The sequence below is a fragment of the Marinobacter sp. M3C genome (assembly GCF_023311895.1).
GTDB lineage: Bacteria > Pseudomonadota > Gammaproteobacteria > Pseudomonadales > Oleiphilaceae > Marinobacter.
This window is the reverse complement of sequence record NZ_CP092284.1, coordinates 3,183,267-3,208,282: the sequence shown is the minus strand read 5'-3', so window position 1 is coordinate 3,208,282 and position 25,016 is coordinate 3,183,267. Positions and strand designations below refer to the sequence as shown.

The following is a 25,016-nucleotide window of genomic DNA, read 5'->3' as shown; positions in this document are numbered from 1 at the left end:
TTCGCATTGACGCTGCTCAATCTGTTTTGGCTGTTTGTTCTTGGCTTCGCCACCTGGTACTGGTGGCGGGCCACGGCTATCAAAGATGGAGTGCTGATTGCGGCCAAGCGCTACTGCAAAACCATGGATGTAATGCTGCTGGATGAGGCTGTGTATCTGCGCGGCGTATGGGTAAAACGCGACAGCGGCGGACAGTTGCGGGTATGGCGACGTTTCATGTTTGACTTCACCAGCACCGGCGAAGAACGTTATAGCGGCCGCATTATTATGCTGGGGCGGCAAATTATTCACACTGAGCTGGACACCCACCGGCTCTGAACACCGCTTTACGGCCAGGAGGCACCATGTCTGATTCTTTTTCCCTGCACGAGATCACTGACTTTGCCCAAGCCCTGGCCCTTGACGCCGGAGAGCTGATTCGTCACGAGCGCGATCACAACACCCTGCGTACCGATTACAAACAGCAAACTGAGCTTGTGACTCACGCCGATATAATGGCGGACGAGTTCATTACCGATGCCATCCGCAGGCGTTTTCCGGAACATCGCATTCTGTCGGAAGAAACCATGCCCGACCTGGCTCAGGCCGAGCACATCGATACGCCGCTGTGGGTGATTGACCCAATCGATGGCACCGTAAACTACGCCTACGGCCACCCACAAGTAGCCGTTTCCATCGCCTACGCCGAGCGCGGCCAAGTGCAGGCAGGCGTTGTGCACGCACCCTTCGCCGGCCAGAACGGCAAAGGGGAAACCTTCCGCGCGACCCGCGGTGAAGGGGCAACCCTAAACGGCCAGGCGATCAGCCACAGCAATGCCAGCGAGCTGCGCCAGGCATTGTTTGCCACCGGTTTCCCTTACACAAAAGACGCGCTGGAGCCGCTACTAAAGCGGTTGGATGCAATGATTCACCAATGCCGTGATTTACGCCGAATTGGCTCTGCGGCTCTGGATATATGCTGGGTAGCCTGCGGCCGGTTGGATGTGTACTACGAAAATGTCAGCCCCTGGGATTTTGCCGCCGCAAGGCTGATAGCAATAGAAGCTGGTGCCCACGCCGGACACTTCGGCGAGGTGCCCGAAAATCAACCCGCGGACTTATGGGGCAAAGATATACTGATCAGCGCACCCAAGCTTTGGCAGCCTGTGCGAGAGATTTTGCGCAAAGCGTCTGGCTATTAGCGGTCAGCCGCCACCGATGGCGCGTACCACTTCTACCTGATCGCCCTCAGCCAAGGCCGTGTCTGCGTGCTGGCTGCGGGGCACTATATCTTCGTTCAGTTCAATGGCCAGGCGCTTACCCACCAGCCCCAGATGTTCGATTAAGGCACCAATGGTGGTGCCGGCTGGGAACGCCATTGGCTCGCCGTTCACTGTCAACTTCATAGCTCGTACCTTATTCAACCCGCTTTGAATCCGTTTTAAATGTCAGTGCCGCCACCACAAGCAGCAGCCAGCCGAGCATGAAACACACCCCGCCAATCGGCGTAATAAGGCCAATACCCTTGGCTTGAACCAGCACAAGCGCATACAGGCTGCCGCTGAACAAGACCACACCGGCAAGCATAAAAGCCGCCGCCACCGTCAGCAGCTTGCGCGATAAGCCAAAGCCGGCCAGTACGGCTACCAAAACCAGTCCCAGGGCGTGGTACATCTGGTAAGTCGCCGCCATTTCAAATACTTCCAAGCCGCGAGCATCAACCACATTGCGCAGGCCGTGGGCGCCAAAGGCACCCGCCATCACTGCAGTCAGTGCCAGCAGGGCACCGGTTACCAAAGCCCATATCATCAACGCTGGACGAGCTATAACCTGCCCGTCGGCGTAGCCAGCCAGCCCCGATTCAGCATGCTTAGCAGTCACAGCAGGTGATCTCCTCGCTATCCAGGTTCATCATGGTCAATGCTCCACCCCAGACACAGCCGGTATCCAGGCCGATAAAGCGTTTGTGTCCGGTGTGACCCTCCAGCGCGGCCCAATGGCCAAATACCACCCGGGTGTTGTCGTCGCGGGCATAATCAAACCAGGGCGCAAAGCCCTCGGGTGCGGTGTCCACCGATTCTTTGGCCGTCAATTCCAAAGCGCCATCGGCGGAGATAAAGCGCATGCGGGTGAAGTAATTGGTGATCACCCGCCAGCGGTCCATGCCGCTCAGGCCAGGTTGCCAGCCTGCCGGCTGATTGCCATACATGCCGGCAAAATATTCGGCGGCTTGCGGGCCACGGATCACCTGTTCCACTTCGCGCGCGCGAATGCAGGCCTGCTCCACCGTCCAGATATGAGGCAATCCAGCGTGGGCCATAAACAGATCGCGCTTGGGATCATACATGCACAGTTTCTGCTGGCGCAGCCAGTTCAGCAGCTGATCGCGATCAGGCGCTGCAAGAATGCTGTCGAGAGTGTCTTTACGCTTTGTCTTGTGATCCGCCATAGCAACGGCTAGCAGGTGCAAGTCGTGATTGCCTAAAACCACCTCGGCGCTGGTGCCCAGGTTGGCAATATAGCGCAGTGTTTTCAGGGACTGCGGACCACGGTTGATTAAATCTCCCGCTACCCACAGGCGGTCCCGCGACGGCGAGAATCCAACCTTGTCTAAAACCTGCTGCAAAGCGTCGTAACACCCTTGAATGTCGCCAACGGCATACTCACTCATAGACGATCACTCATTGCCAGCTCCGGGCGCCTCGATGTCAGCACCGGGTGCACGTGTCACCAGATAGTCAGCAATGGCGACATAATCCGCCAAGCCTAGATTTTCCGGGCGCAGGCCATCATTGATCCCTAACTGCTGGAGCTCGGCGGCGGTAACAAAACCGCCCAGGGCCTTACGCAGGGTTTTACGGCGGGCGTTGAACGCGCTGCGCACCACCGCCTGCAGTGTGCCCAGGTCTTTAGCCGGGTGCGGTAAGGTAGCATAGGGCACCAGCCGGACAATGAACGAATCCACTTTTGGCGCAGGGCGGAAGGCATCCGGCCCAACCTCAAACAGCGGCTGCACTTTGCAGAAATACTGGGTCATGATGCCAAGACGGCCATAATTGTTGTCGCCCGGAATCGCCGCCATACGCTGCACCACTTCCTTTTGCAGCATGAAGTGCATGTCCTTAACCACGCCGCTCTGGGCCAGCAAGTGAAAAATCAGCGGCGTTGAAATGTTATAGGGCAGGTTGCCAATAATCCGCAGCGGCTGCTCGCCCGCCAGTTCTTTAAAGTCGAACTTCAGCGCGTCGGCTTGGTGAATTCGAAACTCTGGATAGTTAAAGAACTTGGTGCGCAATATGGGTATCAAATCGCGATCCAGCTCCACCACCTGCAGGCGCGGGTTCACCGCCAGAATTTCTTCGGTGATGGCGCCCAAGCCGGGGCCAATTTCTACAATAGACTGGTCGGGCTTGGGGGCAATAGAGCGGACAATACGCTCGATAACGCCGGGGTCGTGCAGGAAGTTCTGGCCAAAGCGCTTGCGGGCCTGATGGCCGGGTTGTCTACTCACGGTATTTCTCTCTTCATCTGATTGGCGCGCAAACCACGGGCCATTTGTTCACCCACGCGAATGGCTGTTAACAGGCTGCCGCCGTCGGCTTTGCCGGTACCGGCCAAATCCAGCGCAGTGCCATGGTCCACCGAGGTGCGCACAATGGGCAGGCCGAGGGTAATATTTACCGCGCGGCCAAAACCCTGAAATTTCAGCACTGGCAGGCCTTGATCGTGAAACATCGCCAGCGCGACGTCTGCGTTATCAAGCCAGTGCGGCGTAAATAGGGTGTCTGCTGGCAGCGGGCCAGTCAGAGCTATGCCCTCAGCGCGCAACTGATCCAGTGTGGGTTCAATCACTTCGATTTCTTCGCGCCCCAAATACCCGCCTTCGCCGGCGTGGGGGTTCAGACCGGCCACCAGAATGCGCGGCCGGGCAATATTGAAAAACGTTTTCAGATCGGCGTTCAGAATCCGCACCACTTGGCTCAAGCGCTCGGGCGTTATCGCTGCAGACACGTCTTTAAGGGGTAAGTGGGTGGTCACCAGTGCCACCCGCAATTCTTCAGTGGCCAACATCATCACAACCCGTTCAACACCACACAATTCCTGCAGAAACTCGGTGTGGCCACTAAAAGCGATGCCGGCGTCGTTAATCACGCCTTTATGCACCGGCGCGGTCACCATGCCGTCAAAACTGCCGTTCAGGCAGCCTTCGGCAGCGCAGGTCAGGGTATCCAGAACGTACTGGCTGTTGCCGGTGTCGAGCTGGCCAGCTTGGTTACTATTACAGCCGTTAACGTGCATGATTGACAGCTCGCCGGCGGCCTTAGTGGCTACCATGCCGGGCTGCCAGGCTAGCAGCCGAACGCTTAACCCGAGCAAGTGGGCACGGGCTTCCAGCAATAGCTGGCTGGCTACCACAACAATGCCTACCTGCCGCTCTTGACCTGCCAGCTGCAAGCACAATTCAGGCCCAATGCCGGCAGGTTCACCAGCGGTCACGGCGAGGGTAATCCCCTCACTCATGATGCACTGGCATCTATGTTTGCGGAGGCCTCAGTGTCACTGTTTTCGGCATAGCCCGGCTTGAACTCGACAAAAGCCTCATCACGAATTTCCCGCAGCCAATTCTGCAGTTCATTTTCGAACTTGCGCTGATATAGGGTCTGGCGAGTTTCAGATTCGCGGAATTCGTCGCTCATGTCTTTCTGCCGACGCTCTTGCACCTGCAACAGATGCCAGCCGAACTGCGAACGCACCGGGCCTTCAATCTGCCCCACGGTGGCATTTTGCATAGCCTGTTCAAATTCTGGCACCATCTGCCCGGGGTTTACCCAACCCAGATTACCACCGTCAGAACCCGACACTGTGTCGTCTGACTCGGCCTTAGCCAGTTCGGCAAAATCGGCGCCGTTTTGCAATTTTTCAAAAAGATCGCGAACCTTATCCTCGGCTTCGGCCTCGGTGATCGCGTCAGACGGCTGCACCAGAATATGCCTTACCCGGTTTTGCTGAACCAATTTCTGCTGTTCGCCACCGCGCTGCTCCATCACCATCACCAAGTGAAAACCGCTGCTATTCTGCAATACTTCGGACGGCTGGCCCACCACCAGGTCTGGCACCACTGGAGCGACCAGAGACGGCAACTGGCTTTCAACGCGCCAGCCCATATCGCCGCCCTCCAGGGCGTTGCTGGCATCCGATTCTGCTACCGCAACCGCGCGAAAATCCCGACCTTCCACAATCTGCTGGCGCAGTGTCTCGGCTTTGCTACGAGCAGCTTCTACCGACGTATCGCTGCCGGGATCCTCGGTTTCAATAAAGATGTAAGACAGGCGATACTCGGCGGTATTGCCACCGCCGGCTTGTTGCGCCTGCTGATAGTTTTCCACTTCGCGGTCTGTTACCCGAATGCGGCTGCCCACCTGACGCTGCTGAACCCGGCTGGTAAGAAGTTCATTGCGGATCTGCTCGCGGGCGTCACGGTAACTGACGCCTTCGCTAACCAACTGCTGCTCGAACTGCTCAAGGCTCATGCCATTGCGACCGGCGATACTGATCATGGTTTCGTTGAGTTCGTTATCGCTGATGCGCATGCCCATTTTGCCCGCCATCTGCAGCTGTACCGATTCGGTAATCAGCTGATCCAGCACCCGCTCCTGCAGTACACTGCGCGGCGGCAAGGTCGTTTCCTGAGCTTGCAGCCGGGTAACAATGGTGTTGATGCGAGCGTCCAGCTCGGTGGCCAGAATCACGTCGTCATCGACAATCGCAACTACTTGGTCCAGCAGCTGGCGCTCGGCCTGAGCCGCCAGCGGCAGCAATGCCAACACCAGCATCAGGGATGTTACACAGTGGCGAAAGGTCGCCTTCATAGTCACCTCATTGTTAAACAGTGGCATAGCGTTTAAAAGCTCCAAAATTGTGTTACGGCGCGCCAAAGCGACGGCGTTCGCGCTCATCAAAACCATAAATGGCGTCGGCAACGCTGGTAGAGGCGCCGCCGGTGCCCCCCAGGCCTTTAAGCTGAATCTGGAACAGTATACGGCTGTCCAGTTCTTGGTCGTCGGTATAGTAATTCTGGTGTACCACCTGCAGGCTCCAGCAACAATTATTGTATTCCACTCCCGCCAGCGACCCCACGGTACGGTCCAGATCAGTGTCGTGCACCCAGCGCCCGATCAGGCTCAGGCGGTTGCTGACCGGGAACACCACGCCCACATCGGCTTGTTCCAGCTGGGTCGCCGCGGTATTGCCTTTGCTGTAGGTATGGCCCACGCTGGCCAGATAGCGGTAATCGGGAGAATGGAAGGTTAACTGACTGCGGCCTTCCTCGGTTTGGTTAGCGTCTGGATCCCACAGCAGGGAACTGCGAATTTCCAGAGTATCCAGCGGGTTCAGCACTACTTCCGCCGCCATCGGCGACCGGCTACGGTCTTCCGCACCCACGCCAAACAAACTGACGTCACGACTTTCAAAATACTGGATCTGACCCACACTGAAACGGGCACGTTCGGCACCGGTTAGCAGATCGTTAAAACGGCTGGTCAATGCCACCGTTAACTGATTGGTATCGCCTACCCGGTCGCCACCGGTAAAGCGGTTACGTTGAAAAAGCTGGTCAAAACGGAAGGACTTCAAGTCCGTGTCAAAATCAGGAATGCGATTCTGGTCAGCGTCAGCGTCAGCCCAGGCGTAATACAACCGCGGCTCCAGAGTCTGGTTAAACGGTACGGTGAACAGGCTGCTTCGACGATCAAAATACAAGCCGTTGTCCCACTCTGCCACAGGCACCGTGCGGTCAAGGTTACCGCTGCCCAGGGTGTAATCTTCTAGCTGGTAGCGAGTATAGTCCACGCTAACAGAGGGCCGGCTATAGCCCCAGAATGCCCGCATGGGCAGAGCCACCTCGGGTACCAGGCGTAGGCGTTGGCCGTTCGCACGATCCAGACCTGTCAGGTTGTCATTGTCCCGCTGAAAATACGTATATTGGCTATCAACGCCCAGTTCAAGGGTACCAGTATCGGCTACGGCGGAATACAAAACTTCCGGTAACTGGGCGTAAGGCCGGTTCACGTCAGCGATGCGTTTCGCCACCGTCTGGTAATCGTTCAGATACGCATCGAAGTACTGACTGGCATCCTGATAGCGAACACCGCCGCGGCGCTGAAGGTGAGTAGCCTGGCTGATATCAAGGCTGCGGTTCAGGTCACTCAAGTAATCGTCATCGCTGACCGCTGCAAAATCGCCGTATCCCGTCCAGCCTCGGCCCAAGGCCGCTTCGGTGGTGGCACCCAGCGCCCAGCGCTGGCCATTTTCGCCCGGATTTTCGTCGCGGAAAAAAGTATCGTTATCAATATAACCCAGCTGAAGTACTGTTTCGCCGTAGTTACTCAAATAGCGGCCTTCCACTTCGGTAAACAGACCGCGGCCGCCAATGAACTGGGGGGTAATGGTGGCATCGTAGTTGGGCGCCAGATTCAGGTAATAAGGCAGCGCCACAAAACCACCCCCGCCGGCGTTGGAGGTACCAAATCCCGGGTACAAAAAACCACTCTTGCGACGGTCATCAATGGGAAAACTAACCCAGGGCCAATAAAACACCGGCACGTCTAATACTTCCAGTCGCAAATGTTTAGCGGTGCCAAAACCTTTCGCCTGATCCAAACGGATCTCTTGCGCTACAAGGGCCCAGTCGTTCTGCTGCGGGCCGCAGGTGGTTAACAGCCCTTGGCTGATAAGCACTTCGTTATCGCCGACTCGGGACAGGCTCTCTGCCTGGCCACGCATCTCCGGCCCGTGCAGCAAAAAAGTTGCGGTGTTGATGTCTAAGCGACCGCTTTCGACGTTGTAATTGGCGGAATCACCGGTCAGCAAAAAACCTTGGCCGCGGCTCGTCAAAGGACCGGTGATGGCCACCCGGCCCTCTGCCTGGCGGTATCGGGCCTCGGCGCCAGACACCTGAAAACTTCCCTGACGCAGCCGCACGTCGCCCTGCAAGTACAATTCATTGTCGATTTCATAGCGCGCCGTCAAGCCGCTGGCTTGCAGTGGCTGCCCGGCACCGCTTCGCTGCGACATCATCGCATCGTTGCCTTCAACAGCGCTCCCGCCCGATAAATAACCACCCTCGCAAAAAGACGGCAGGCGCGCTTGGGCGCTGGCAGGCAGTTGCTCGCGCAGTCGCCAGTCGATTTCAGCCGCCGATGGCGCGGGTTGTGCTGCCGTAGCCAAACTGCCGCAACCCAAGAGTCCGCCGCTCAGCAGACAGACCAACGAGCGCGGCAAGCGGCCAAGCGAATGCTTCCGTGGGTGATTACGCAATAACACGGTGGCCGTTATCCTGTGGTCAGTGGATGAGAGATTCAACAGTTTACACGGCGCCCCCCGGCTTGTTAACGGAAACCCCCGCCGGGCGAGCTTAACTTTCTTTCAGTTGCCGTTGCAGCAGGCTTTACTCCAACCGCGGATCTTCGTAGTTTAGTGCTCCAGAAGCCCGCACCCAAGCTGCGGGTACCGGTTTTGCATCCTTTAAGGAAACCCGCGCGCCATGGATCACCGCCTGCAACTGCTGACCCGCTGGGTCAGTCAATTCCCCGGCTTTGCAAACACCGCCGTGGCGCCTGTAGCCGGCGATGCCAGTTTCCGGCGTTATTTTCGGGTATGGCGCAGCGCTGATTGGCAAGAGGCGCGCGGGGTGGAAAGAACACCAGGAGCGCAAGCCGGTCAGGCGTTTATCGTGATGGACGCACCACCCGAGCACGAAGACTGTCAGCCTTTTGTTATCTTAGCTCAACATTGGCGCAGTCACGGCGTTAAAGTGCCCGCCATTGTGCAGCAAGATCTGGACCGGGGCCTTCTTCTTATGGAAGATTTTGGTGATCGCCTGCTGCTGGGGCAGCTCAACACGGTTAACGCCGACCAACTTTACGGCAACGCACTGGCGGAATTGGCGCGCATTCAGCAACTACCCGATAACCCTGACTATCCGCTGGCGGCTTATAGCAACGATTTACTGGATAGGGAAATGGCACTGTTCCGCGATTGGCTGCTACAGCGACAGCTAGGGTTAGAGCTGAACAACAGCGATCTTGCCATGCTAAACAGCACATTTACCCTGTTACGGGAAAGTGCCAGTGCTCAGCCAAAGGTGCCAGTGCACCGTGACTACCACTCCCGCAATCTGCTGGTAACGGACGACGACGAGCGCCCCGGCGTCATCGATTTTCAGGACGCGGTCATGGGGCCTGTCACCTATGATCTGGTGTCGCTGCTGAAAGACTGCTACGTACAGTGGCCTCACGAGCGTGTTCAGAACTGGCTGGAAAGCTATCGCCAGAGCAGCCTGAACGCCAGACTGCACAGCGCTGATGCGGTCACCTTCCGCCAATGGTTCGAACTGATGGGCATGCAACGTCACCTGAAAGCCGCGGGTATTTTTGCCCGCTTGGCACTGCGCGATGGCAAGCAGGATTACCTCAATGACATTCCCCGCACCCTTGGATACTTGTGCAGTGCGAGCGCCCGCCAACCGGCTTTACGCCCCTTCCATGACTGGCTGTTGAGCACTGTGGTACCGGCAGTGGAAGCCACCTTGGGCCCGGTGCTCGGCGCGCACCAGCCATGAAGGCTATGATTTTGGCCGCGGGCAAAGGCGAGCGCATGCGTCCGCTGACCCTGCACACACCAAAACCGCTGCTGCAAGCCGGCGGGCAACCGCTGATTCACTACCACCTGCAGCGCCTTGCACTCAGCGGCTTTAACGACATTGTTATCAACTTGGCCTGGCTTGGCGAGCAGATTGCGAAGGCGCTGGGCAAGGGCGACGCCTTTGGCGTGAAACTGAGTTATTCCCGCGAAGGCGAACCGCTGGAAACCGCCGGCGGCATTGTACGCGCGCTGACCATGCTGACCGACGACGGCGATGACTGGTTCGTGGTGATTAACGGCGACATCTGGTGCGATTTTGATTTACGCGAGTTGAAACCGCCCTGCGATGCCGATGCGTTGCTGATACTCACCGACAACCCCCCACACAACCCGCAAGGGGACTTTGCGCTAAAGCCCGATGGCCGTATCAGCTGTGATGAAACCCTGCCCAGGCTGACGTTTACCGGCGTCAGCCTGCTTAACCGCCGGCTGTTTGCAGGATTAACAGACCAGTCCGGCAAGCTCGGGCCATTGTTACAGCAAGCCGCCGGGGCAAATCGGGTAAAAGGCGTCTATCATGACGGTCAATGGCTGGATGTAGGCACACCGGAACGCCTTAGCTGGCTTGACCGGCAGCTGCGCACGCCCAATTCCCGAGATTCCCGATGGTAAAAAGACGCCCGGCATCACGGCGGCTCGATAACGCCCTGCGCTATCTCCTTCCGCGACTGACACACTGCCAGAATCAGGCTGAAGAACTGCTTGAACAACAGCGGCTGCCGTTTTTCAGTCAGCGCTATCTGTTCTTTTTCCTCGGCCATATTGCCAAGGCAGAAGGCACAGTTGGTAAGGCTGATATTCACTACGCCGAAGCGCTGATGGTCGCACTAAGCCTGAATCGGCGCCAGCGTAAACGCGCCGTTCGCTGGTTCACCCAAGGCAAAACCACCGGTCAACTTGGGCCGCTGAAGGCTTGGTGGCTAAAAATGGTGACGCCCCTATTGGCAAGGCGAGCTGTGATGTTGGCCATTTGCCTGTGCCACAGCGCACAACTGCATGGCCGACCATCACAGGCGCGACGTTACCGCTGTGAAGACGCCGTAGTGCAAAGTGGCTTGCCGGTAGGCGTAAGCGATGACATATTCGACCATTACGCCGCCCAGGTGTGGCCGCAAGCAGCGATCCTACCGCCGGCACCGAAAAGCTACCAGGACGCCTGCGAGATTCTGGGCATTACCCGCCACGATTCTTTACAGGAGGCCAAGCGTATTTGGCGCCGCAAAGTGTCTTCAATACATCCGGACAAACTCGCCCAACAACAACTGACCCGCGACGAACTGGCGGCCGCAAAAGAGCGCTTGCTTCGCTATCAGCAAGCCTGGGAATTCATCAAACAACGCCATAAGCCGTTGTAATGGCGATGGTAATGGTAATGATGTAGCTCGTTTGTCCACTGCGCTTGGCGCCAGGCAACCTGCTAATCCATAGCCGGCTTGCTGTCCGCCTTTATCCAAGCAGCCAGGCGGCTGGCCAAAGCGTCACCTTGCCGCGCTTGCACAGGCTCTTGTACCGTTACTCGTTGGCGCTGGTACTGCGCAACCTTAACCTGGTTCATAACGGTCGTGCGCTGCATCGCGCTCTGCGACCGGTCACCCCGCGCAGCCTGCACATCTAATACACGTAAACGGGGGGTTTCGATAAAACGTTCTGCCAACACGTTAAGGTCACGCGGATAAAACCTGGGCAACAGCCAAACCAGACCCGCACTGTCGGCCAGTTCGGGCAACGCAGTGGCAAAATTGGCGCCCCGGCCAACGCCCACAATCACCACTTTCTGGTAGCCTTCGCGCTTCAGATAGCCAACGGCCGCCTGTAACTGCGCAGCCACTTCCCGGCGATACTGCAGCTCCGCTTCAGGCAATTCGGTGCCCGCCATTACTTCAATCAGCATAGGGTCTGGGTTTGCGTTTGAGGACGCCCCGGCAACTTGGGCCGCCACCGCCTGTGGCCCCTGGCCTACATCTGCGGCTGGCTCAGCGGGCGATGCTTCAGGTAGCGGCAGTTCGCGCTCCATCACCTGTTTCAATCCACCCGTCGGCGCACGCAGGCCTAGCGTAAGAGCTGCCAACCCCCGCTCAGCCAAGCTTCCGGCAAAGGCGGTTACAAATCCTTCGCCAGCGTTCTGGCCTTCGTCTGCCAACACCACGACGCCAATAGTTGCGGCTTTTGCCAGCGGCGTGAAAATCAGCGCCAGCACAGAATTCGGCGTGTCGTCGGCGCTATCGACCTCTAACCACACCGCAGACTGCGGCCACTGCTGCAACAGTGCCATGGTGCCCTGGCCGGTTACCACACTGGCTCGTTGTGGCCGGGCGCCAGCTGGCTGCGCCGCTTTATTATCAGGGTTCGTATTTGGTTCCACTGCCTCATCGGCAACGGCGGCATCACCACTGGCCTGAGCCGCATCGGCAGGCTCGTCTTGCGCTTGAACCAACGGCGTGGCCAACATGACCAATAACCCAATAAACAACAACAACCGATTATTCACCACTTACATTGCCACCCATTGCGCTATCCCGCTGCGAAAACCTCTTGTGAGCTGATAGACTAGCAGCCGCAGCCGTACGCAGCACCAACCATACCGAAATGCCGGAACCGTTCCGGCCGACAGCCAGAGGCGAACCATGAATCCGTACCTGATCGCACCCTCCATCCTTTCTGCCGATTTTGCCCGCCTGGGCGAAGAGGTCGATAACGTATTGGCCGCCGGTGCCGATGTGGTGCATTTTGATGTTATGGACAACCATTACGTGCCCAACCTGACCATCGGCCCTATGGTCTGCGAGGCACTGCGCAAACACGGCGTTACCGCGCCCATTGACGTACACCTGATGGTGTCTCCGGTAGACGACCTGATTCGCAAGTTCATGGATGCCGGCGCCAGTTATATAACCTTCCACCCGGAAGCGTCCCAACACGTTGACCGTTCTTTGCAACTGATCCGCGATGGCGGCTGCAAAGCCGGGCTGGTGTTTAATCCTGCCACGTCGCTCCAGTACATGGACTATGTGATGGACAAGCTCGATATGGTTCTGCTGATGTCGGTAAACCCTGGTTTCGGCGGCCAGAAGTTCATCCCCGGCACCCTGGATAAACTGCGCGAAGCGCGCAAGCGTATAGACGCCAGCAATTACAACATCCGACTGGAAATAGACGGTGGCGTAAAAACTGACAATATCCGCGAAATCGCTGAAGCGGGTGCCGATACCTTTGTTGCCGGTTCAGCCATTTTTAATACCGATGATTACAAGGCCACCATTGACGCCATGCGCGCCGAACTTGAACACGCCAGTAAAACTCTGGGCCTTTGAACGGAACCTGCCATGATTCTGAAAGGTCTTTTTAACATACGCTGGCCAACCGCTGCCCTGTTTGATCTGGATGGTACCCTGGTTGATAGCGCGCTGGACTTGGCCGCTGCCGTTGACCAAACCCTGGAACGGCTGGGCCGCCCCCCTGCCGGCATTGATCAGGTGCGCCAGTGGGTGGGCCACGGAGCCGCGATATTGATTCGGCGTGCTTTGGCGGGTAAAGCCGATTGGCAACCACCCAACGCTGCAGACGAAGCCGTATTTGAAGACGCTATGGCGCTGTTCTTCCAGCACTATGAAAACGCCAACGGCCAGCACGCAAAGGTGTATCCAGGCGTTATTGAGTGCCTGAACCGGCTGCAGCAAATGGGCTGCCCGATGGCAATCGTCACCAACAAGCCCGAGCAGTTTGTGGCGCCCTTGTTGAAACAGTTAAAACTTGACGGTTATTTCAAGCTCATCGTCGGGGGCGACACTCTGGCCAACAAAAAGCCCGACCCGGAACCCCTGCTGTACGCCATGGAAAAACTAAACGGCGGGCCCGCCACCACGGTAATGGTCGGTGACTCAGCGGCCGATGTGCAGGCCGCCAAAGCCGCGGGCGTTCCGTGCGTGGCCGTTACTTACGGTTACAACTTTGGCAACCCCGTGCAGGCACTGGGAGCCAATGCCGTGGTTGATTCCCTGAGCGAGCTTTTGTAACCTCTTAGGCTATCGATTATCTGTAAACCACATTGGGAGATTCCTGCCGTGCAGGGACTGAGTCTGATTGCAGCGCGAGGTATACCGAGTACCCGCGCAACACGTTGGTGGCGATGGCGCAACGGCTGAATACTCAGCCCGGCGGATGGAGGGTGGCCGCCCGCTTGAAACCACCACCCGGCCGGCACAACGCCATGCGCCAGCCCGAACGCAGATCAGTATTCAGGAAGCCCGATCATGACCCCCGAACATTTCCGTAAGCTGGCACAAGCCGGCTACAACCGCATCCCCGTGTACCGTGAAGTACTGGCGGATATGGACACCCCGTTAAGCACCTACCTAAAACTGGCTAGTGGGCCCTATTCCTACCTGTTCGAATCCGTTCAAGGAGGAGAAAAATGGGGCCGTTACTCCATCATCGGCTTGCCCAGCCAGGAAGTATTGAAAGTTTTCGATCACCGTATTGAAATCCGCCGCCATGGCGAACTGATAGAAAGCAGCCAGGTAGAAGATCCACTGGCTTTTATCGCCAGCTATCAGCAACGTTTCCACGCTCCTGATCTGGCTGAACTGCCGCGTTTCAACGGTGGCTTGGTGGGCTACTTCGGCTACGACACCGTTCGCTACATTGAAAAACGCCTGGTCAACAGCTGCCCGCCAGACCGCATTGGCACCCCCGATATTCTGCTAATGGTGTCCAACGAACTGGTGGTGTTCGATAACCTTCGCGGCAAACTGCACCTGATTGTGCACGTAAGCCCGGCAGACGACGGCGCCTTTGAACAGGCCCAGACGCGCCTGGATCAACTGGAACAGCAGCTGCGCCAAAGCACCGCGCAAGCGCCGAAAACCCCGGATCACCTGCGCGGTAAAACCGTGGATGAAAGCGAATTTGTGTCCGGCTTCAGTCAGGAAAAATTCGAAGCAGCGGTGGGCATAATCAAGGACTACGTTCTGGATGGCGACGTAATGCAAACCGTCATCTCCCAACGCATGTCGATTCCATTTGAAGCACCGCCACTGAACCTGTATCGCTCACTCAGGGTATTGAACCCCTCTCCGTACATGTACTTTCTGGATCTGGACGATTTCCACATTGTGGGTTCATCACCGGAAATTCTAGCGCGAATGGAAGATCGCGAAGTGACCGTGCGGCCCATCGCTGGCACCCGCAAACGCGGCGCCACCGAAGCTGAAGACCGCGCCCTGGAAGCCGAACTGCTGGCTGACCCAAAAGAAATTGCCGAACACCTGATGCTGATTGATCTGGGCCGCAACGACGCGGGCCGGGTATCGGAAACCGGCACCGTGCGGCTAACTGAAAAAATGGCGGTTGAACGCTACTCCCACGTGATGCACATCGTCTCGAACGTCACCGGCCAAGTAAAAGACGGCATCAGCTGCCTGGATGTATTAAAAGCAACCCTGCCCGCCGGCACCTTAAGCGGCGCACCAAAAACCCGCGCCATGGAAATCATCGACGAGTTGGAGCCGGTCAAACGCGGCGTGTATGGCGGCGCCGTGGGCTATTTGTCGTTCAACGGCAACATGGACACCGCCATCGCCATCCGCACCGCGGTGATCAAAGACAACACCCTGCACATACAGGCCGGCGCCGGCATAGTCGCGGATTCAGTACCACGCCTGGAATGGAAAGAAACCATGAACAAAGGCCGCGCCATTTTCCGCGCCGTCGCCATGACCTACAACGACTTTGACCACTAAGGCGAGGGACAGATTATGCTTTTGATGATCGACAACTATGATTCTTTCACCTACAACGTGGTGCAGTACCTGGCCGAGCTGGGTGCCGACGTGCAGGTACATCGCAACGACGAAATCACCGTGGAGCAGATTGAAGCCCTGAAACCGGAACGGCTGGTGATTTCCCCCGGCCCCTGTACCCCAAGCGACGCCGGCATTTCTATGGACGTTATCCGCCATTTCGCCGGTAAAATTCCGATACTGGGCATTTGCCTGGGACACCAGGCTATCGGCCAGGTGTTCGGCGGCCAGGTGATTCGGGCTGGCCGAGTGATGCACGGCAAAGTGTCCCCGGTTTACCATCACAGCAAAGGCGTATTCCGCGGCCTGAACAACCCGCTGCAGGCTACCCGCTACCACAGTTTGGTGATTGAACAGGCCACCTTGCCGGAATGCCTGGAAGTGACCGCCTGGACCCGCAACAGCGACGGCAGCGTGGAAGAAATCATGGGTGTGCGCCACAAAACCCTGGCTGTGGAAGGCGTCCAGTTTCACCCTGAGTCGATCATGAGCGAACAGGGCCACGAACTGCTGCGTAATTTTTTACGAACTGAACACCCGCGAACAGAACATAAAGGCTGATGTAATGGACATGAAAGACGCACTGAACCGGGTCGCTGAAAATCTCGACATGTCCCGTGACGAAATGAAACAGGTGATGCGCATCGTCATGAACGGCGAAGCCACCAACGCCCAGATTGGTGCTCTGCTGATGGGCCTGCGCATGAAGAGCGAAACCGTGGATGAAATTACCGGCGCGGTAGAAGTCATGCGCGAACTGGTGGCTGGTGTAAACGTCAACGCCGAACCGTTGGTCGACATCGTTGGCACCGGCGGCGACGGCGCCAACCTGTTCAACGTCTCTTCTGCGGCCGCCTTTGTTGTGGCTGCAGCCGGCGGCTTCGTCGCCAAACACGGCAACCGCGCGGTGTCCTCAAAAAGTGGCAGCGCCGATCTGATCGAACAGGCCGGTATTAATTTGAGCCTGACGCCAGAACAGGTCGCCCGCTGCGTGGAGCAGGTCGGGGTTGGTTTTATGTTCGCCCCGGCCCACCACGGCGCCATGAAACACGCCGTCGGCCCGCGCAAGGAACTGGGCTGCCGTACCCTGTTTAACATCCTCGGCCCGATGACCAACCCCGCCGGTGTAAAACGCCAGTTGGTGGGTGTTTTCAGCAAAACTCTGTGCCGCCCTATGGCCGAGGTACTGCAAAAACTTGGCTCTGAACACATCATGGTGGTGGCTTCGAAAGACGGCCTGGACGAAATTAGCCTGGCCAGCACCACACACGTGGCCGAGCTGAAAAACGGCGAAATTATCGAATATGAAATAACTCCGGAAGACCTGGGCATAAAAAGCCAAACCCTGTCTGGTTTGACCGTCAACACCGCCGAAGAATCTCTGGCCCTGATCAAAGCCGCCTTTAGCCGCGACCACGACGAAAGCGCTGAAAAAGCCCGCGACATGATCGCCCTGAACGCCGGCGCCGCTATTTATATCGCCGGGCTAGCACCCACAGCCAAAGAAGGGGTACAACTGGCCCTGGACGCCATAGGCTCCGGTCGGGCCAACGGTAAACTGACCGAACTGGCGACGTTTTCCCAATGCTTTTGAGCAAAATGAATAGTAGATCAGCACAAACACGGAACCCAAAAAAATGAACGCACAGAACGACAAAACGCCCACCATCCTGCGCAAAATCGTCGACAGGAAATGGCAGGAAATCGAACAGCGTCAGCGCACCGCCAGCCTGGCTGACCTAAAAGCACGAGCCGGCGACCAACCCGGCACCCGCGGTTTTGCCAAGGCTCTGCGCCAGCGCATAGAAGCCTCAAAACCAGCGGTTATCGCCGAAATTAAAAAAGCGTCGCCCAGCAAAGGTGTACTGCGCGACCCATTCGAGCCGGCGCAGATCGCCGAAAGCTACGAAAAAGGCGGCGCCACCTGCCTGTCCGTGCTCACCGACCACGACTTCTTCCAGGGCCACGAAGATTACATGGTGGCCGCTCGTAACGCCTGCAGCCTGCCCGTTATCCGCAAAGATTTTATGGTATCGCCTTACCAGGTGTATGAATCCCGCAGCATCGGCGCCGATTGCATACTGCTGATTGCCGCCTGCCTGACCAAAGGCCAGATGCAGGAACTCGAAGGCATCGCCCACGAAATAGGCCTCGACGTACTGGTAGAAGTTCACAACAGCGAAGAAATGGACGACGCCCTCACCCTTAGCACTCCACTGGTAGGCATTAACAATCGAGACTTGCACAGCTTTGAGGTATCGCTGGAAACCACCTTTGACCTGCATCGGCGCATTGGCCCCGAGCGACTCACCATCACCGAAAGCGGCATTATGACCCGCGCCGACGTAGAAACCATGACCGGCCGCGGCATTTATGGCTTTCTAATCGGCGAGTCCTTCATGCGCGCCCCCGATCCGGGAGCCAAGCTGCAGGAACTGTTTGCATAGACCTTTTCGTAATGGTCGCTAACGCGCTGTATTCAACGGACGCAGTTCAGCCAAAAATGGATATTTGAGGCTGTAACCGGCAGGTATTTAGTTAACTATCGTAAATATATACATGCCCGTGAACACTGTTCGCAAGGATGACCTGTCGTGATCTTCCGCCGCACGCCCATACCCCCGCAGTGGCAGTCCGCTTATGACGGATTCTTGAGCTAGGTTGAAAAACAGCTCATACCGTTTCTGTTTGATCCGCTGGTGATGATTTTTGTGGGCATGGTGGTCAGCGGGTCTCTCAGCCAACTGCGGCGCTCCGAATTTCTAACCCGGCAGCAGCTCAAAAGCCTGGCGTCGACCGATCAGTTAACCGGACTGCTCAACCGCCACGCTATTCACATGTCACTTGAGCAACTGGTTGCTCGTTACGCCCGCCACGGGCATCCGTTCAGCCTGGTATTGGGTGACCTGGACAAGTTCAAACGGGTTAACGACAGCTACGGCCATAATGTGGGCGACGGCGTGCTGATCGAAACTGCAAGCCGCCTGCAAGATCATGTGCGTGCCGGCGACATCGTATGCCGCTGGGGAGGGGAAGAGCTGCTTGTGGTTTTGCCAGACACCGAACTGGGCAGCGCTCTGGCGGTCGCAGAAAAGCTGCGCTGCGCTATAGGGGGGACGCCTATGGCAGTCGGCGGGCACAGCATCGAGCAGACCATTAGTTTCGGAGTCGCTTGCTATAGCAACGGCGAGCAGATCGACACCACCATCATGCCCGCCGACAGCGCCCTCTACCTGGCCAAGCAGAGCGGTCGCAACCGCGTGATGAGTGTCGAGCCCGGAGCTGACGTCCCGAGCTCAATACCAGCCGTTTCCTAGCGAATTTAAACTTTCGCCGAAGGCCTTGCCTTGATGCGGTCAAACCAGGCCTGCAGGTTCGAGTGCTCTGGCGCGATACGGATATTCACCACCCGCGCAAAAGCAACGGTAGCAAACGCGTTGATATCCGCAGCCGTAAAACGATCGCAGCAGATGTAGTCTTTGCCTGCCAAATGCTCATCCAGAAAAGCCATGAACGACACCACCGCCTTGCCACAGTCCTCGCCCCATTCCTTAATCGGATTCATGCGATCACTGAAATACCCGCTGGTGTGCTGGAAGCACATACCCGTGGGCATAAAAAAGTAAAAATCTATCCAGCGCAACCACTGTTCAATCCGTGTTTTTTCCAACGCCGTGTCACCCAATAATGTAGGCGAATCAGGGTAGCTTTCCTCAAAATAACGACAAATCGCCATGGTTTCGGCCACCGCAGTGCCATCGTCTAATTCCATCACCGGCACTTTTTTGAACGGGTTGCGGGCGGCAAATTCAGGCGTCAGGTTTTCGCCTTTTTGCAGATCAATTTGTACAAATTCAGCCACATCCAACAGGCCCTTTTCTGCCATAAACATTCGCACACGCCGTGGGTTGGGTGCGGTTTTTGTTTCGTAGATTTTTATCATTTTGAATACCTCTGACCAATGAATATTTCAGACCGAAAGCACGGGAAGATTGGCCGGCTATCGCGGTTTCGTCAAGCACTCTCCTGCTCAAGCCGCGAAGGCTGGCGAGCTCAAGCGCATTTATCAGGGCTATGGCTTGGGTGACGACTGGAAAGCGCGAATGGTTTCGCCCGAAGGAGTGCTCAACAACAGCTCGTCGTGATCACCAAAACGCGCCTGGTTTACATTCAAAAGCAGCGTCAGAAAATAGTCTTCCTGATTCATCAACGCGGGTGGGCAGGCCATTCGGGTAGATACCATGTTGTCGCCAACGGTGAATCCGGATCCGCTAAGCTGGTATTCTCCGCTGTAACGATTGCAGGACGAGCTACCCCCTACCCGATTTTCATCCATGAAGACGATACTGATATACGAGCTGTCGATAATGCCTTTGCCTCCCAAATCCTCCACAACCCATTCGCCGCCCTGCAGCAAGCTATCCGTTGTAACACGCTCTTGGGTGCCGTCCGGCGTAGTGGCGCAGGCGCTTAAAAAAAGCGCCGAACTAAACGCGCTTGCGACGATTAAAAGTCTTTTTAATTTCATTCCATTACCCTGTTTTTTGATGAACTTGATAGCATCATATTAATGCACCAATCTTACTCATGCTGATTTCTTGCCAAACCGTCATACGCGAATTGTCATACGCAAAAAACGGCACCACCGGAACCCGCGTGCGCCAGACTCGATGCGCAGCTTGTTTTATCCACCAGAATACAGAGACTCACTGCATGTTTACCTTTAGTCGCCTGATTTGCGCCGTTGCCATTGCGCTGCTGTGCTTTACTGCCAGCCTGGCTGGCGCCAAACCCTTACGCATTGCGGTTGCCGCCAACTTTACCGACACCACCCGCGACCTTATTGCCTTGTTTGAAGAAACCACCGGTCATTCAGTTGCCGCCAGTTATGGTTCCACCGGTAAGCTCTACGCCCAGATAGAAAACGGCGCGCCCTTTGACGTGTTTCAGGCCGCAGACAGTGAGCGCCCGCAGATGCTGGAAAACACCGGCGGCGCGGTTGCCGGTAGCCGCTTTACCTACGCCCGCGGCAGATTAGCGTTGTGGAGCCCGGAACCTGATGTGTTCAGCGACCCCCAAAACTGGCTGGCCGGCGCTGACTTCAAACGCCTGGCAATCGCCAATCCGAAAACCGCGCCTTATGGCCTTGCCGCGCAGCAGGTGTTGGAAAACATGAGCCTGTGGGACGCCCTGCAACCGCGCCTGGTGCGCGGTGACTCAATCGCACAAACCTTTCAGTTTGTGGCCACCAGCAATGCCCAGGCAGGCTTTGTGGCGCTGTCTCAGGTGAACGCCTGGCAAAACAGTAATGGCACTCTGTGGGTGGTACCGCAGCCGATGTACGCGCCCATCGACCAACAAACGGTGCTACTGAACCACGGCAAAGACAAGCCTGTTGCGCGCCAATGGCTGGAATTTTTACGCAGCCCGCAAGCGTTAAAAATTATAAAAGACTACGGTTACGACATTCCCGACTGACGCGAACATAGGCCCGTAACGATGATGGCAACTTACTGGGAGCCAGTGTGGCTGACTCTGAAACTGGCGACCATGACCACCTTGATACTGACGGTGGTGGGCACGCCAATTGCCTGGTGGCTGGCCCGTAGCCAACACTGGCTACGCCAGCCGATCGCTGCGGTGGTGGCCTTACCTTTGGTGCTGCCGCCTACGGTTCTGGGGTTCTATTTATTGCTGCTGATGGGGCCTAAAGGCGTTGTAGGGCAACTTACCGAACAGCTGGGCCTTGGGCTACTGCCATTTACTTTTGAGGGTTTGGTGGTAGCGTCGGTAATTTACTCACTGCCGTTTACCGTGCAACCCCTGCAAAACGCCTTTATCGGTATCAACAATCAGCTTCTGGAAGTGGCCGCTACGTTACGAGCTTCACCCATAGACCGATTCTTTACCGTGGTGATGCCACTTGCCCGCCCGGGATTTTTGACCGCCGCCGTGCTCACCTTTGCCCACACTATTGGCGAATTTGGCGTGATACTGATGATTGGCGGCAATATCCCGGGGGAAACCAAAGTGTTGTCAGTGGCCATCTACGACCACGTTGAAGCCATTGAATACACCCAGGCCCACTGGCTCGCCGGCGGTATGGTGGTGTTCTCGTTTGTGGTGTTAGTGGCGCTGTATTCACTGAATGGCCGCGTGCACTCGGGAATGATGAAATGAGCACAAGTAAAAATATTCTGGTGCGCTTTCACTGCCGCATTGGTGACTTTACCCTGAATGTGAATCTGAATTTACCGGGTAGCGGATTAACCGCGCTGTTCGGACACTCTGGCTGCGGCAAAACTACCTTGTTACGCTGCATCGCCGGGCTGCAACCTGCCAACGGTGAACTGGTGGTGAACGGTGACACCTGGCACAACGCCCATGGACGTCGCGCCGTGCATCAGCGCCCGCTGGCTTACGTGTTTCAGGAGACCTCATTGTTTCCGCATTTGTCGGTAGAGCGCAACCTGAACTACGGTTACCGCCGGGTGCCCGTTAGCCAGCGCCGGATTCAGTTTGACCAAGCGGTAGAATGGCTGGGGCTGGCGCACCTGCTGAGGCGTATGCCGCAAAAGTTATCGGGCGGCGAACGCCAACGCGTGGCTATCGCCCGCGCCCTGCTGACCAGCCCCCAGTTGCTGCTGATGGACGAGCCATTGTCGGCACTGGACCAGGCCAGCAAGCGGGAAATCCTGCCCTACCTGGAACGCCTGCGTGACACCCTCGCTATTCCAATTTTGTACGTGTCCCACTCGGTGACTGAGGTCGCCAGGCTGGCCGATCACGTTGTGATGCTGAACCAGGGGCAGGTAACGGCCAGTGGGTCTCTACAACAGACCCTGGCGCGCACGGATCAGCCCTTTGGTTTGGAAGAAGGCGCTGCCATCATCCTGCGGGCCCGCATTACCACTCAAGATACCCGGTGGCATCTTAGCCTTGCGGAATTTGACGGCGGCCAACTGTGGCTTCCCAGCGAGCCGCGCATTTCGGTAGGCAGCGATGTACGGGTTCAGGTACTGGCAAGGGATGTCAGCCTGGCGCTCAGCGCCAATCATGACCAGAGCATCCAGAATTTGATTCAAGGCCGAATCGATGAAATTGCAGAAGAAATAAGTCCTGGCACGTCGCTGGTGCGGGTGCTCGCCGGCAATACGCCAATTTTGGCGCGTTTGACCACCCGTTCTGTACACACTCTTGAACTCACCCCTGGCAAGCCCGTGTGGCTGCAGATAAAAGCGGCGGCTCTGGCTGACTGATCCGCCCGTTTCGCCAACGTTAGAGCCACAGCCGGGAAACAACTCAGCGAGTACCGTGAACCACCATGGTCTTGCCTTTTACCCGCACCAAGCCCTGCTCTTCCAGGGTTTTTAATACCCGGCCAACCATTTCGCGGGAGCAGCCCACAATGCGCCCTATCTCTTGCCGGGTAATCTTGATCTGCATGCCATCCGGATGGGTCATGGCGTCTGGTTGTTTGCACAAGTCCAGCAGGGTGCGAGCGACCCGGCCGGTCACATCCAGAAACGCCAGGTCGCCCACTTTGCGGGTGGTCTCGCGCAATCGCGACGCCACCTGCTCACCGATGAAATACAGAACGTTTGGGTCCTGCTGGGCAATCTCGCGGAATTTTGTGTAACTGATTTCCGCCACTTCGCATTCGGTTTTGGCCTTCACCCAGGCGCTACGGGAATCCAGGTTGTCGAACAGCCCCATCTCGCCAAAAAAGTCGCCGACGTTCAGGTAGGCCATGATCATCTCGCGCCCGTTTTCATCCTCAATAATGACCGTTACCGAGCCCTTCACGATGAAAAACAGCGAGTCGCTTTTATCACCCGCGTAAATGATGGTGCTTTTCGCCGGAAAACGACGGCGATGGCATTGCGACAGGAAATAATCCAGGTGTTTGGTACGATCATCAATAGGCTTCAAAATTGTGGCCATGGCTTGCGCGGCACCTCCGTAAAAATTAACACTGGAATATCTCGACCTGATCATAGCGCTTTTCTAACAGATTTTTCATCTTTAACGCACGCTAGCACCTTCCGGGTCGCAACAACCTGTAGCCCGGTCAAGTTCAGGCTGCAGCTTAACTCTGTGTTAATTATCGCCGATGCTGTCGCTTTACCCGCTCTGTGCTAGCATCTTGCGCATTCGTTTCCATTGCCGCCCATGGCGAAATTAACACTCAATAACACCTGCGGAGAGCCTGTGATGAAAGCAACCATCGACTGGACCGGCGAAGCCAGTTTCAAAGCGACCAGCGCCAGCGGCCACAGCGTTCAGCTGGACGGACCGCCAGACCTAGGGGGCCAGAATCGCGGCCCCCGACCCATGGAAATGGTACTGATGGGGCTGGGCGGATGTTCGTCATTTGATGTCATGAGCATTCTGAAAAAAAGCCGTCAGGACGTCACTGCCTGCCACACTGAACTGAGCGCAGAACGAGCCGACACAGTGCCGGCGGTGTTCACAAAAATTCACCTGCACTTCGTGGTGACTGGTAACAACCTTAAAGACAACCAGGTAGCACGGGCGGTGGCTTTGTCCGCCGAAAAATATTGCTCAGCGTCAATCATGCTGGCCGACGGCGGGGTCGACATTAGCCACAGCCATGAGGTGCACCAGGCCAGCTGACGTGTTCACTTTGAACAGTGTCAGGCGAAGGCTTTCTGTGCCATCAGCCGTTGCACCATAGGCCGCACAATCAGCTCTATGGCCAGGCTCATTTTTGTACCGGGGATTGCCAGGGTATCGTGGCGCGACAACACGCTGTTGGGAATCACCTGTAGCAGATAAGGGAAATCCACCTCGCGGGCGTCGCGGAAGTGAATCACCAGCATGCTTTCGTCTTCGGTGGGCACATCGCGCACCACAAACGGGTTGGATGTGTCCACCAGAGGCACCCGCTGGAAGTTGATGTGGGTATGGGAAAACTGCGGCACTATGTCATGAACGTAGTCGTTCATGCGGTTAAGAATGGTCTCTACCACCGCTTCCTGACTGTAGCCGCGTTTGTGAGTATCGCGATGAATTTTCTGGATCCATTCCAGATTTACAATCGGTACTACGCCAATCAACAGGTCGACGTATTGGGCGATGTTAAAGGCATCGCTGACCACGCCACCGTGTAAGCCCTCGTAAAACAGCAAACTGGTTTCTGGCGGCAGGTCCTGCCAGGGTGTGAAGCTGCCGGGTTTATTGCCCTCTGCCACCAGCGCAAAGTCTTCATCGTGCACGTACTGGCGGTAGCGCCCGTTACCGGTCAGGCTGTAATCGTAAAACAGCGACTCCAGGCGATCGATGTGATTCGCACCCAGAGCAAAGTGATTGCGGGCACCGAACTGTCCTTTGGCTGCCAGCCGCGCCATCTGCTCACGAGTGTAACGGTGGAAGCTGTCGCCACCCACCATGGCGACGCTCAATTCCTCGCTGTCGAACATGCGGCGGAAAATTCGACCGGTGGTGCTGGTGCCGGCACCGGATGAACCGGTAACGGCAATAATAGGATGGCGTTTCGACATAAACTTCTGG

The 25,016-nt window shown here is 56.8% G+C and carries 29 protein-coding genes; 17 read left to right on the top strand and 12 right to left on the bottom strand.

Going from position 1 to position 25,016, the window contains the following annotated elements:
• Positions 1-6: 6 nt before the first annotated feature.
• Both MIH18_RS14995 and MIH18_RS14990 read left to right on the top strand, forming a co-directional pair.
• Positions 7-318, top strand: coding sequence for a DUF3301 domain-containing protein (locus tag MIH18_RS14995; RefSeq protein ID WP_249006529.1), 312 nt, complete (start codon positions 7-9; stop codon positions 316-318).
• Between the two features lie 26 nt (positions 319-344).
• Positions 345-1,181, top strand: a complete 837-nt coding sequence (locus MIH18_RS14990; protein ID WP_249006530.1) for an inositol monophosphatase family protein — start codon at positions 345-347, stop codon at positions 1,179-1,181.
• A 3-nt stretch (positions 1,182-1,184) separates the two neighbouring features.
• On the opposite strand, the gene thiS is transcribed toward MIH18_RS14990, so the two are convergent.
• The 7 genes from thiS to MIH18_RS14955 are packed head-to-tail and all read right to left on the bottom strand — an operon-like array spanning position 1,185 to position 8,304.
• Complete coding sequence (gene thiS, locus MIH18_RS14985; protein ID WP_249006531.1) at positions 1,185-1,385, bottom strand: sulfur carrier protein ThiS; 201 nt, start codon at positions 1,383-1,385, stop codon at positions 1,185-1,187.
• A gap of 10 nt (positions 1,386-1,395) precedes the next feature.
• On the bottom strand, positions 1,396-1,860 hold the full coding sequence (locus MIH18_RS14980) for a DUF423 domain-containing protein (protein WP_249006532.1): 465 nt from the start codon (positions 1,858-1,860) through the stop codon (positions 1,396-1,398).
• Entirely contained in the window at positions 1,850-2,650 is an 801-nt protein-coding gene (locus MIH18_RS14975) for a symmetrical bis(5'-nucleosyl)-tetraphosphatase (protein ID WP_249006533.1), read from the bottom strand. The genes MIH18_RS14980 and MIH18_RS14975 overlap by 11 nt, the downstream gene beginning before the upstream one ends.
• Positions 2,651-2,656: 6 nt before the next feature.
• Positions 2,657-3,490 (bottom strand): 16S rRNA (adenine(1518)-N(6)/adenine(1519)-N(6))-dimethyltransferase RsmA, encoded by an 834-nt coding sequence (rsmA, locus tag MIH18_RS14970; protein ID WP_249012763.1) that lies wholly within the window; start codon positions 3,488-3,490, stop codon positions 2,657-2,659.
• Positions 3,487-4,500, bottom strand: coding sequence for a 4-hydroxythreonine-4-phosphate dehydrogenase PdxA (gene pdxA, locus MIH18_RS14965; protein WP_249012762.1), 1,014 nt, complete (start codon positions 4,498-4,500; stop codon positions 3,487-3,489). The genes rsmA and pdxA overlap by 4 nt, the downstream gene beginning before the upstream one ends.
• Positions 4,497-5,849 carry a peptidylprolyl isomerase gene (locus tag MIH18_RS14960; RefSeq protein WP_249012761.1) on the bottom strand — a complete coding sequence of 451 codons (1,353 nt, stop codon included), beginning with the start codon at positions 5,847-5,849 and terminating at the stop codon, positions 4,497-4,499. The genes pdxA and MIH18_RS14960 overlap by 4 nt, the downstream gene beginning before the upstream one ends.
• 52 nt (positions 5,850-5,901) lie before the next feature.
• Positions 5,902-8,304: an LPS-assembly protein LptD gene (locus MIH18_RS14955; RefSeq protein ID WP_249012760.1), complete on the bottom strand. Its 2,403-nt coding sequence runs from the start codon at positions 8,302-8,304 to the stop codon at positions 5,902-5,904.
• Between the two features lie 220 nt (positions 8,305-8,524).
• On the opposite strand from MIH18_RS14955, the gene MIH18_RS14950 reads away from it, so the two are divergent.
• From MIH18_RS14950 to MIH18_RS14940, 3 genes are read left to right on the top strand one after another with little or no spacing between them, the layout of a single operon-like run.
• Positions 8,525-9,601 carry a phosphotransferase gene (locus tag MIH18_RS14950; RefSeq protein WP_249012759.1) on the top strand — a complete coding sequence of 359 codons (1,077 nt, stop codon included), beginning with the start codon at positions 8,525-8,527 and terminating at the stop codon, positions 9,599-9,601.
• The gene (gene murU / locus MIH18_RS14945) at positions 9,598-10,296 is read left to right on the top strand and encodes an N-acetylmuramate alpha-1-phosphate uridylyltransferase MurU (RefSeq protein ID WP_249012758.1); all 699 of its coding nucleotides are present in this window, start codon (positions 9,598-9,600) and stop codon (positions 10,294-10,296) included. Before MIH18_RS14950 ends, murU begins: the two co-directional genes overlap by 4 nt.
• Positions 10,290-11,039 carry a molecular chaperone DjlA gene (locus MIH18_RS14940; RefSeq protein WP_249012757.1) on the top strand — a complete coding sequence of 250 codons (750 nt, stop codon included), beginning with the start codon at positions 10,290-10,292 and terminating at the stop codon, positions 11,037-11,039. Before murU ends, MIH18_RS14940 begins: the two co-directional genes overlap by 7 nt.
• Positions 11,040-11,101: 62 nt before the next feature.
• Here MIH18_RS14940 and MIH18_RS14935 read toward each other — a convergent pair whose 3' ends face one another.
• Positions 11,102-12,175: a DUF3530 family protein gene (locus MIH18_RS14935; RefSeq protein ID WP_249012756.1), complete on the bottom strand. Its 1,074-nt coding sequence runs from the start codon at positions 12,173-12,175 to the stop codon at positions 11,102-11,104.
• Positions 12,176-12,308: 133 nt separating this feature from the next.
• Between MIH18_RS14935 and rpe the strand changes: the two genes are divergently transcribed.
• From rpe to MIH18_RS14895, 8 genes are all read left to right on the top strand, one after another.
• Complete coding sequence (gene rpe / locus MIH18_RS14930; protein WP_249012755.1) at positions 12,309-12,995, top strand: ribulose-phosphate 3-epimerase; 687 nt, start codon at positions 12,309-12,311, stop codon at positions 12,993-12,995.
• A gap of 12 nt (positions 12,996-13,007) precedes the next feature.
• Positions 13,008-13,697: a phosphoglycolate phosphatase gene (locus MIH18_RS14925; RefSeq protein ID WP_249012754.1), complete on the top strand. Its 690-nt coding sequence runs from the start codon at positions 13,008-13,010 to the stop codon at positions 13,695-13,697.
• Positions 13,698-13,764: 67 nt separating this feature from the next.
• Positions 13,765-13,938 (top strand): hypothetical protein, encoded by a 174-nt coding sequence (locus MIH18_RS14920; protein WP_249012753.1) that lies wholly within the window; start codon positions 13,765-13,767, stop codon positions 13,936-13,938.
• On the top strand, positions 13,935-15,422 hold the full coding sequence (gene trpE, locus MIH18_RS14915) for an anthranilate synthase component I (RefSeq protein WP_249012752.1): 1,488 nt from the start codon (positions 13,935-13,937) through the stop codon (positions 15,420-15,422). The genes MIH18_RS14920 and trpE overlap by 4 nt, the downstream gene beginning before the upstream one ends.
• Positions 15,423-15,437: 15 nt before the next feature.
• Positions 15,438-16,043: an aminodeoxychorismate/anthranilate synthase component II gene (locus tag MIH18_RS14910; protein ID WP_249012751.1), complete on the top strand. Its 606-nt coding sequence runs from the start codon at positions 15,438-15,440 to the stop codon at positions 16,041-16,043.
• A 4-nt stretch (positions 16,044-16,047) separates the two neighbouring features.
• Entirely contained in the window at positions 16,048-17,076 is a 1,029-nt protein-coding gene (trpD, locus tag MIH18_RS14905) for an anthranilate phosphoribosyltransferase (RefSeq protein WP_249012750.1), read from the top strand.
• 43 nt (positions 17,077-17,119) lie between these two features.
• Complete coding sequence (gene trpC, locus MIH18_RS14900; RefSeq protein WP_249012749.1) at positions 17,120-17,929, top strand: indole-3-glycerol phosphate synthase TrpC; 810 nt, start codon at positions 17,120-17,122, stop codon at positions 17,927-17,929.
• Positions 17,930-18,184: 255 nt separating this feature from the next.
• Positions 18,185-18,799, top strand: coding sequence for a GGDEF domain-containing protein (locus MIH18_RS14895; RefSeq protein ID WP_249014628.1), 615 nt, complete (start codon positions 18,185-18,187; stop codon positions 18,797-18,799).
• 5 nt (positions 18,800-18,804) lie between these two features.
• Here the strand turns inward: MIH18_RS14895 and MIH18_RS14890 are convergent, their stop codons facing one another.
• Both MIH18_RS14890 and MIH18_RS14885 read right to left on the bottom strand, forming a co-directional pair.
• On the bottom strand, positions 18,805-19,425 hold the full coding sequence (locus tag MIH18_RS14890) for a glutathione S-transferase family protein (RefSeq protein ID WP_249012748.1): 621 nt from the start codon (positions 19,423-19,425) through the stop codon (positions 18,805-18,807).
• Positions 19,426-19,554: 129 nt separating this feature from the next.
• Positions 19,555-20,010, bottom strand: a complete 456-nt coding sequence (locus MIH18_RS14885; protein ID WP_249012747.1) for an META domain-containing protein — start codon at positions 20,008-20,010, stop codon at positions 19,555-19,557.
• 185 nt (positions 20,011-20,195) lie between these two features.
• On the opposite strand from MIH18_RS14885, the gene modA reads away from it, so the two are divergent.
• Genes modA through modC form a run of 3 tightly spaced genes read left to right on the top strand, consistent with a single transcriptional unit; the run spans position 20,196 to position 22,741 of the window.
• Entirely contained in the window at positions 20,196-20,960 is a 765-nt protein-coding gene (gene modA / locus MIH18_RS14880; RefSeq protein ID WP_249012746.1) for a molybdate ABC transporter substrate-binding protein, read from the top strand.
• A gap of 21 nt (positions 20,961-20,981) precedes the next feature.
• Positions 20,982-21,662 (top strand): molybdate ABC transporter permease subunit, encoded by a 681-nt coding sequence (gene modB / locus MIH18_RS14875; RefSeq protein WP_249012745.1) that lies wholly within the window; start codon positions 20,982-20,984, stop codon positions 21,660-21,662.
• Positions 21,659-22,741, top strand: coding sequence for a molybdenum ABC transporter ATP-binding protein (gene modC, locus MIH18_RS14870; RefSeq protein ID WP_249012744.1), 1,083 nt, complete (start codon positions 21,659-21,661; stop codon positions 22,739-22,741). The genes modB and modC overlap by 4 nt, the downstream gene beginning before the upstream one ends.
• Positions 22,742-22,784: 43 nt before the next feature.
• Here modC and crp read toward each other — a convergent pair whose 3' ends face one another.
• Positions 22,785-23,426 (bottom strand): cAMP-activated global transcriptional regulator CRP, encoded by a 642-nt coding sequence (crp, locus tag MIH18_RS14865; protein ID WP_249012743.1) that lies wholly within the window; start codon positions 23,424-23,426, stop codon positions 22,785-22,787.
• Between the two features lie 270 nt (positions 23,427-23,696).
• Between crp and MIH18_RS14860 the strand changes: the two genes are divergently transcribed.
• Entirely contained in the window at positions 23,697-24,119 is a 423-nt protein-coding gene (locus tag MIH18_RS14860; protein ID WP_249012742.1) for an OsmC family protein, read from the top strand.
• Positions 24,120-24,139: 20 nt separating this feature from the next.
• Here MIH18_RS14860 and MIH18_RS14855 read toward each other — a convergent pair whose 3' ends face one another.
• Positions 24,140-25,006: a phosphoribulokinase gene (locus MIH18_RS14855; protein ID WP_249012741.1), complete on the bottom strand. Its 867-nt coding sequence runs from the start codon at positions 25,004-25,006 to the stop codon at positions 24,140-24,142.
• Positions 25,007-25,016 lie beyond the last annotated feature (10 nt).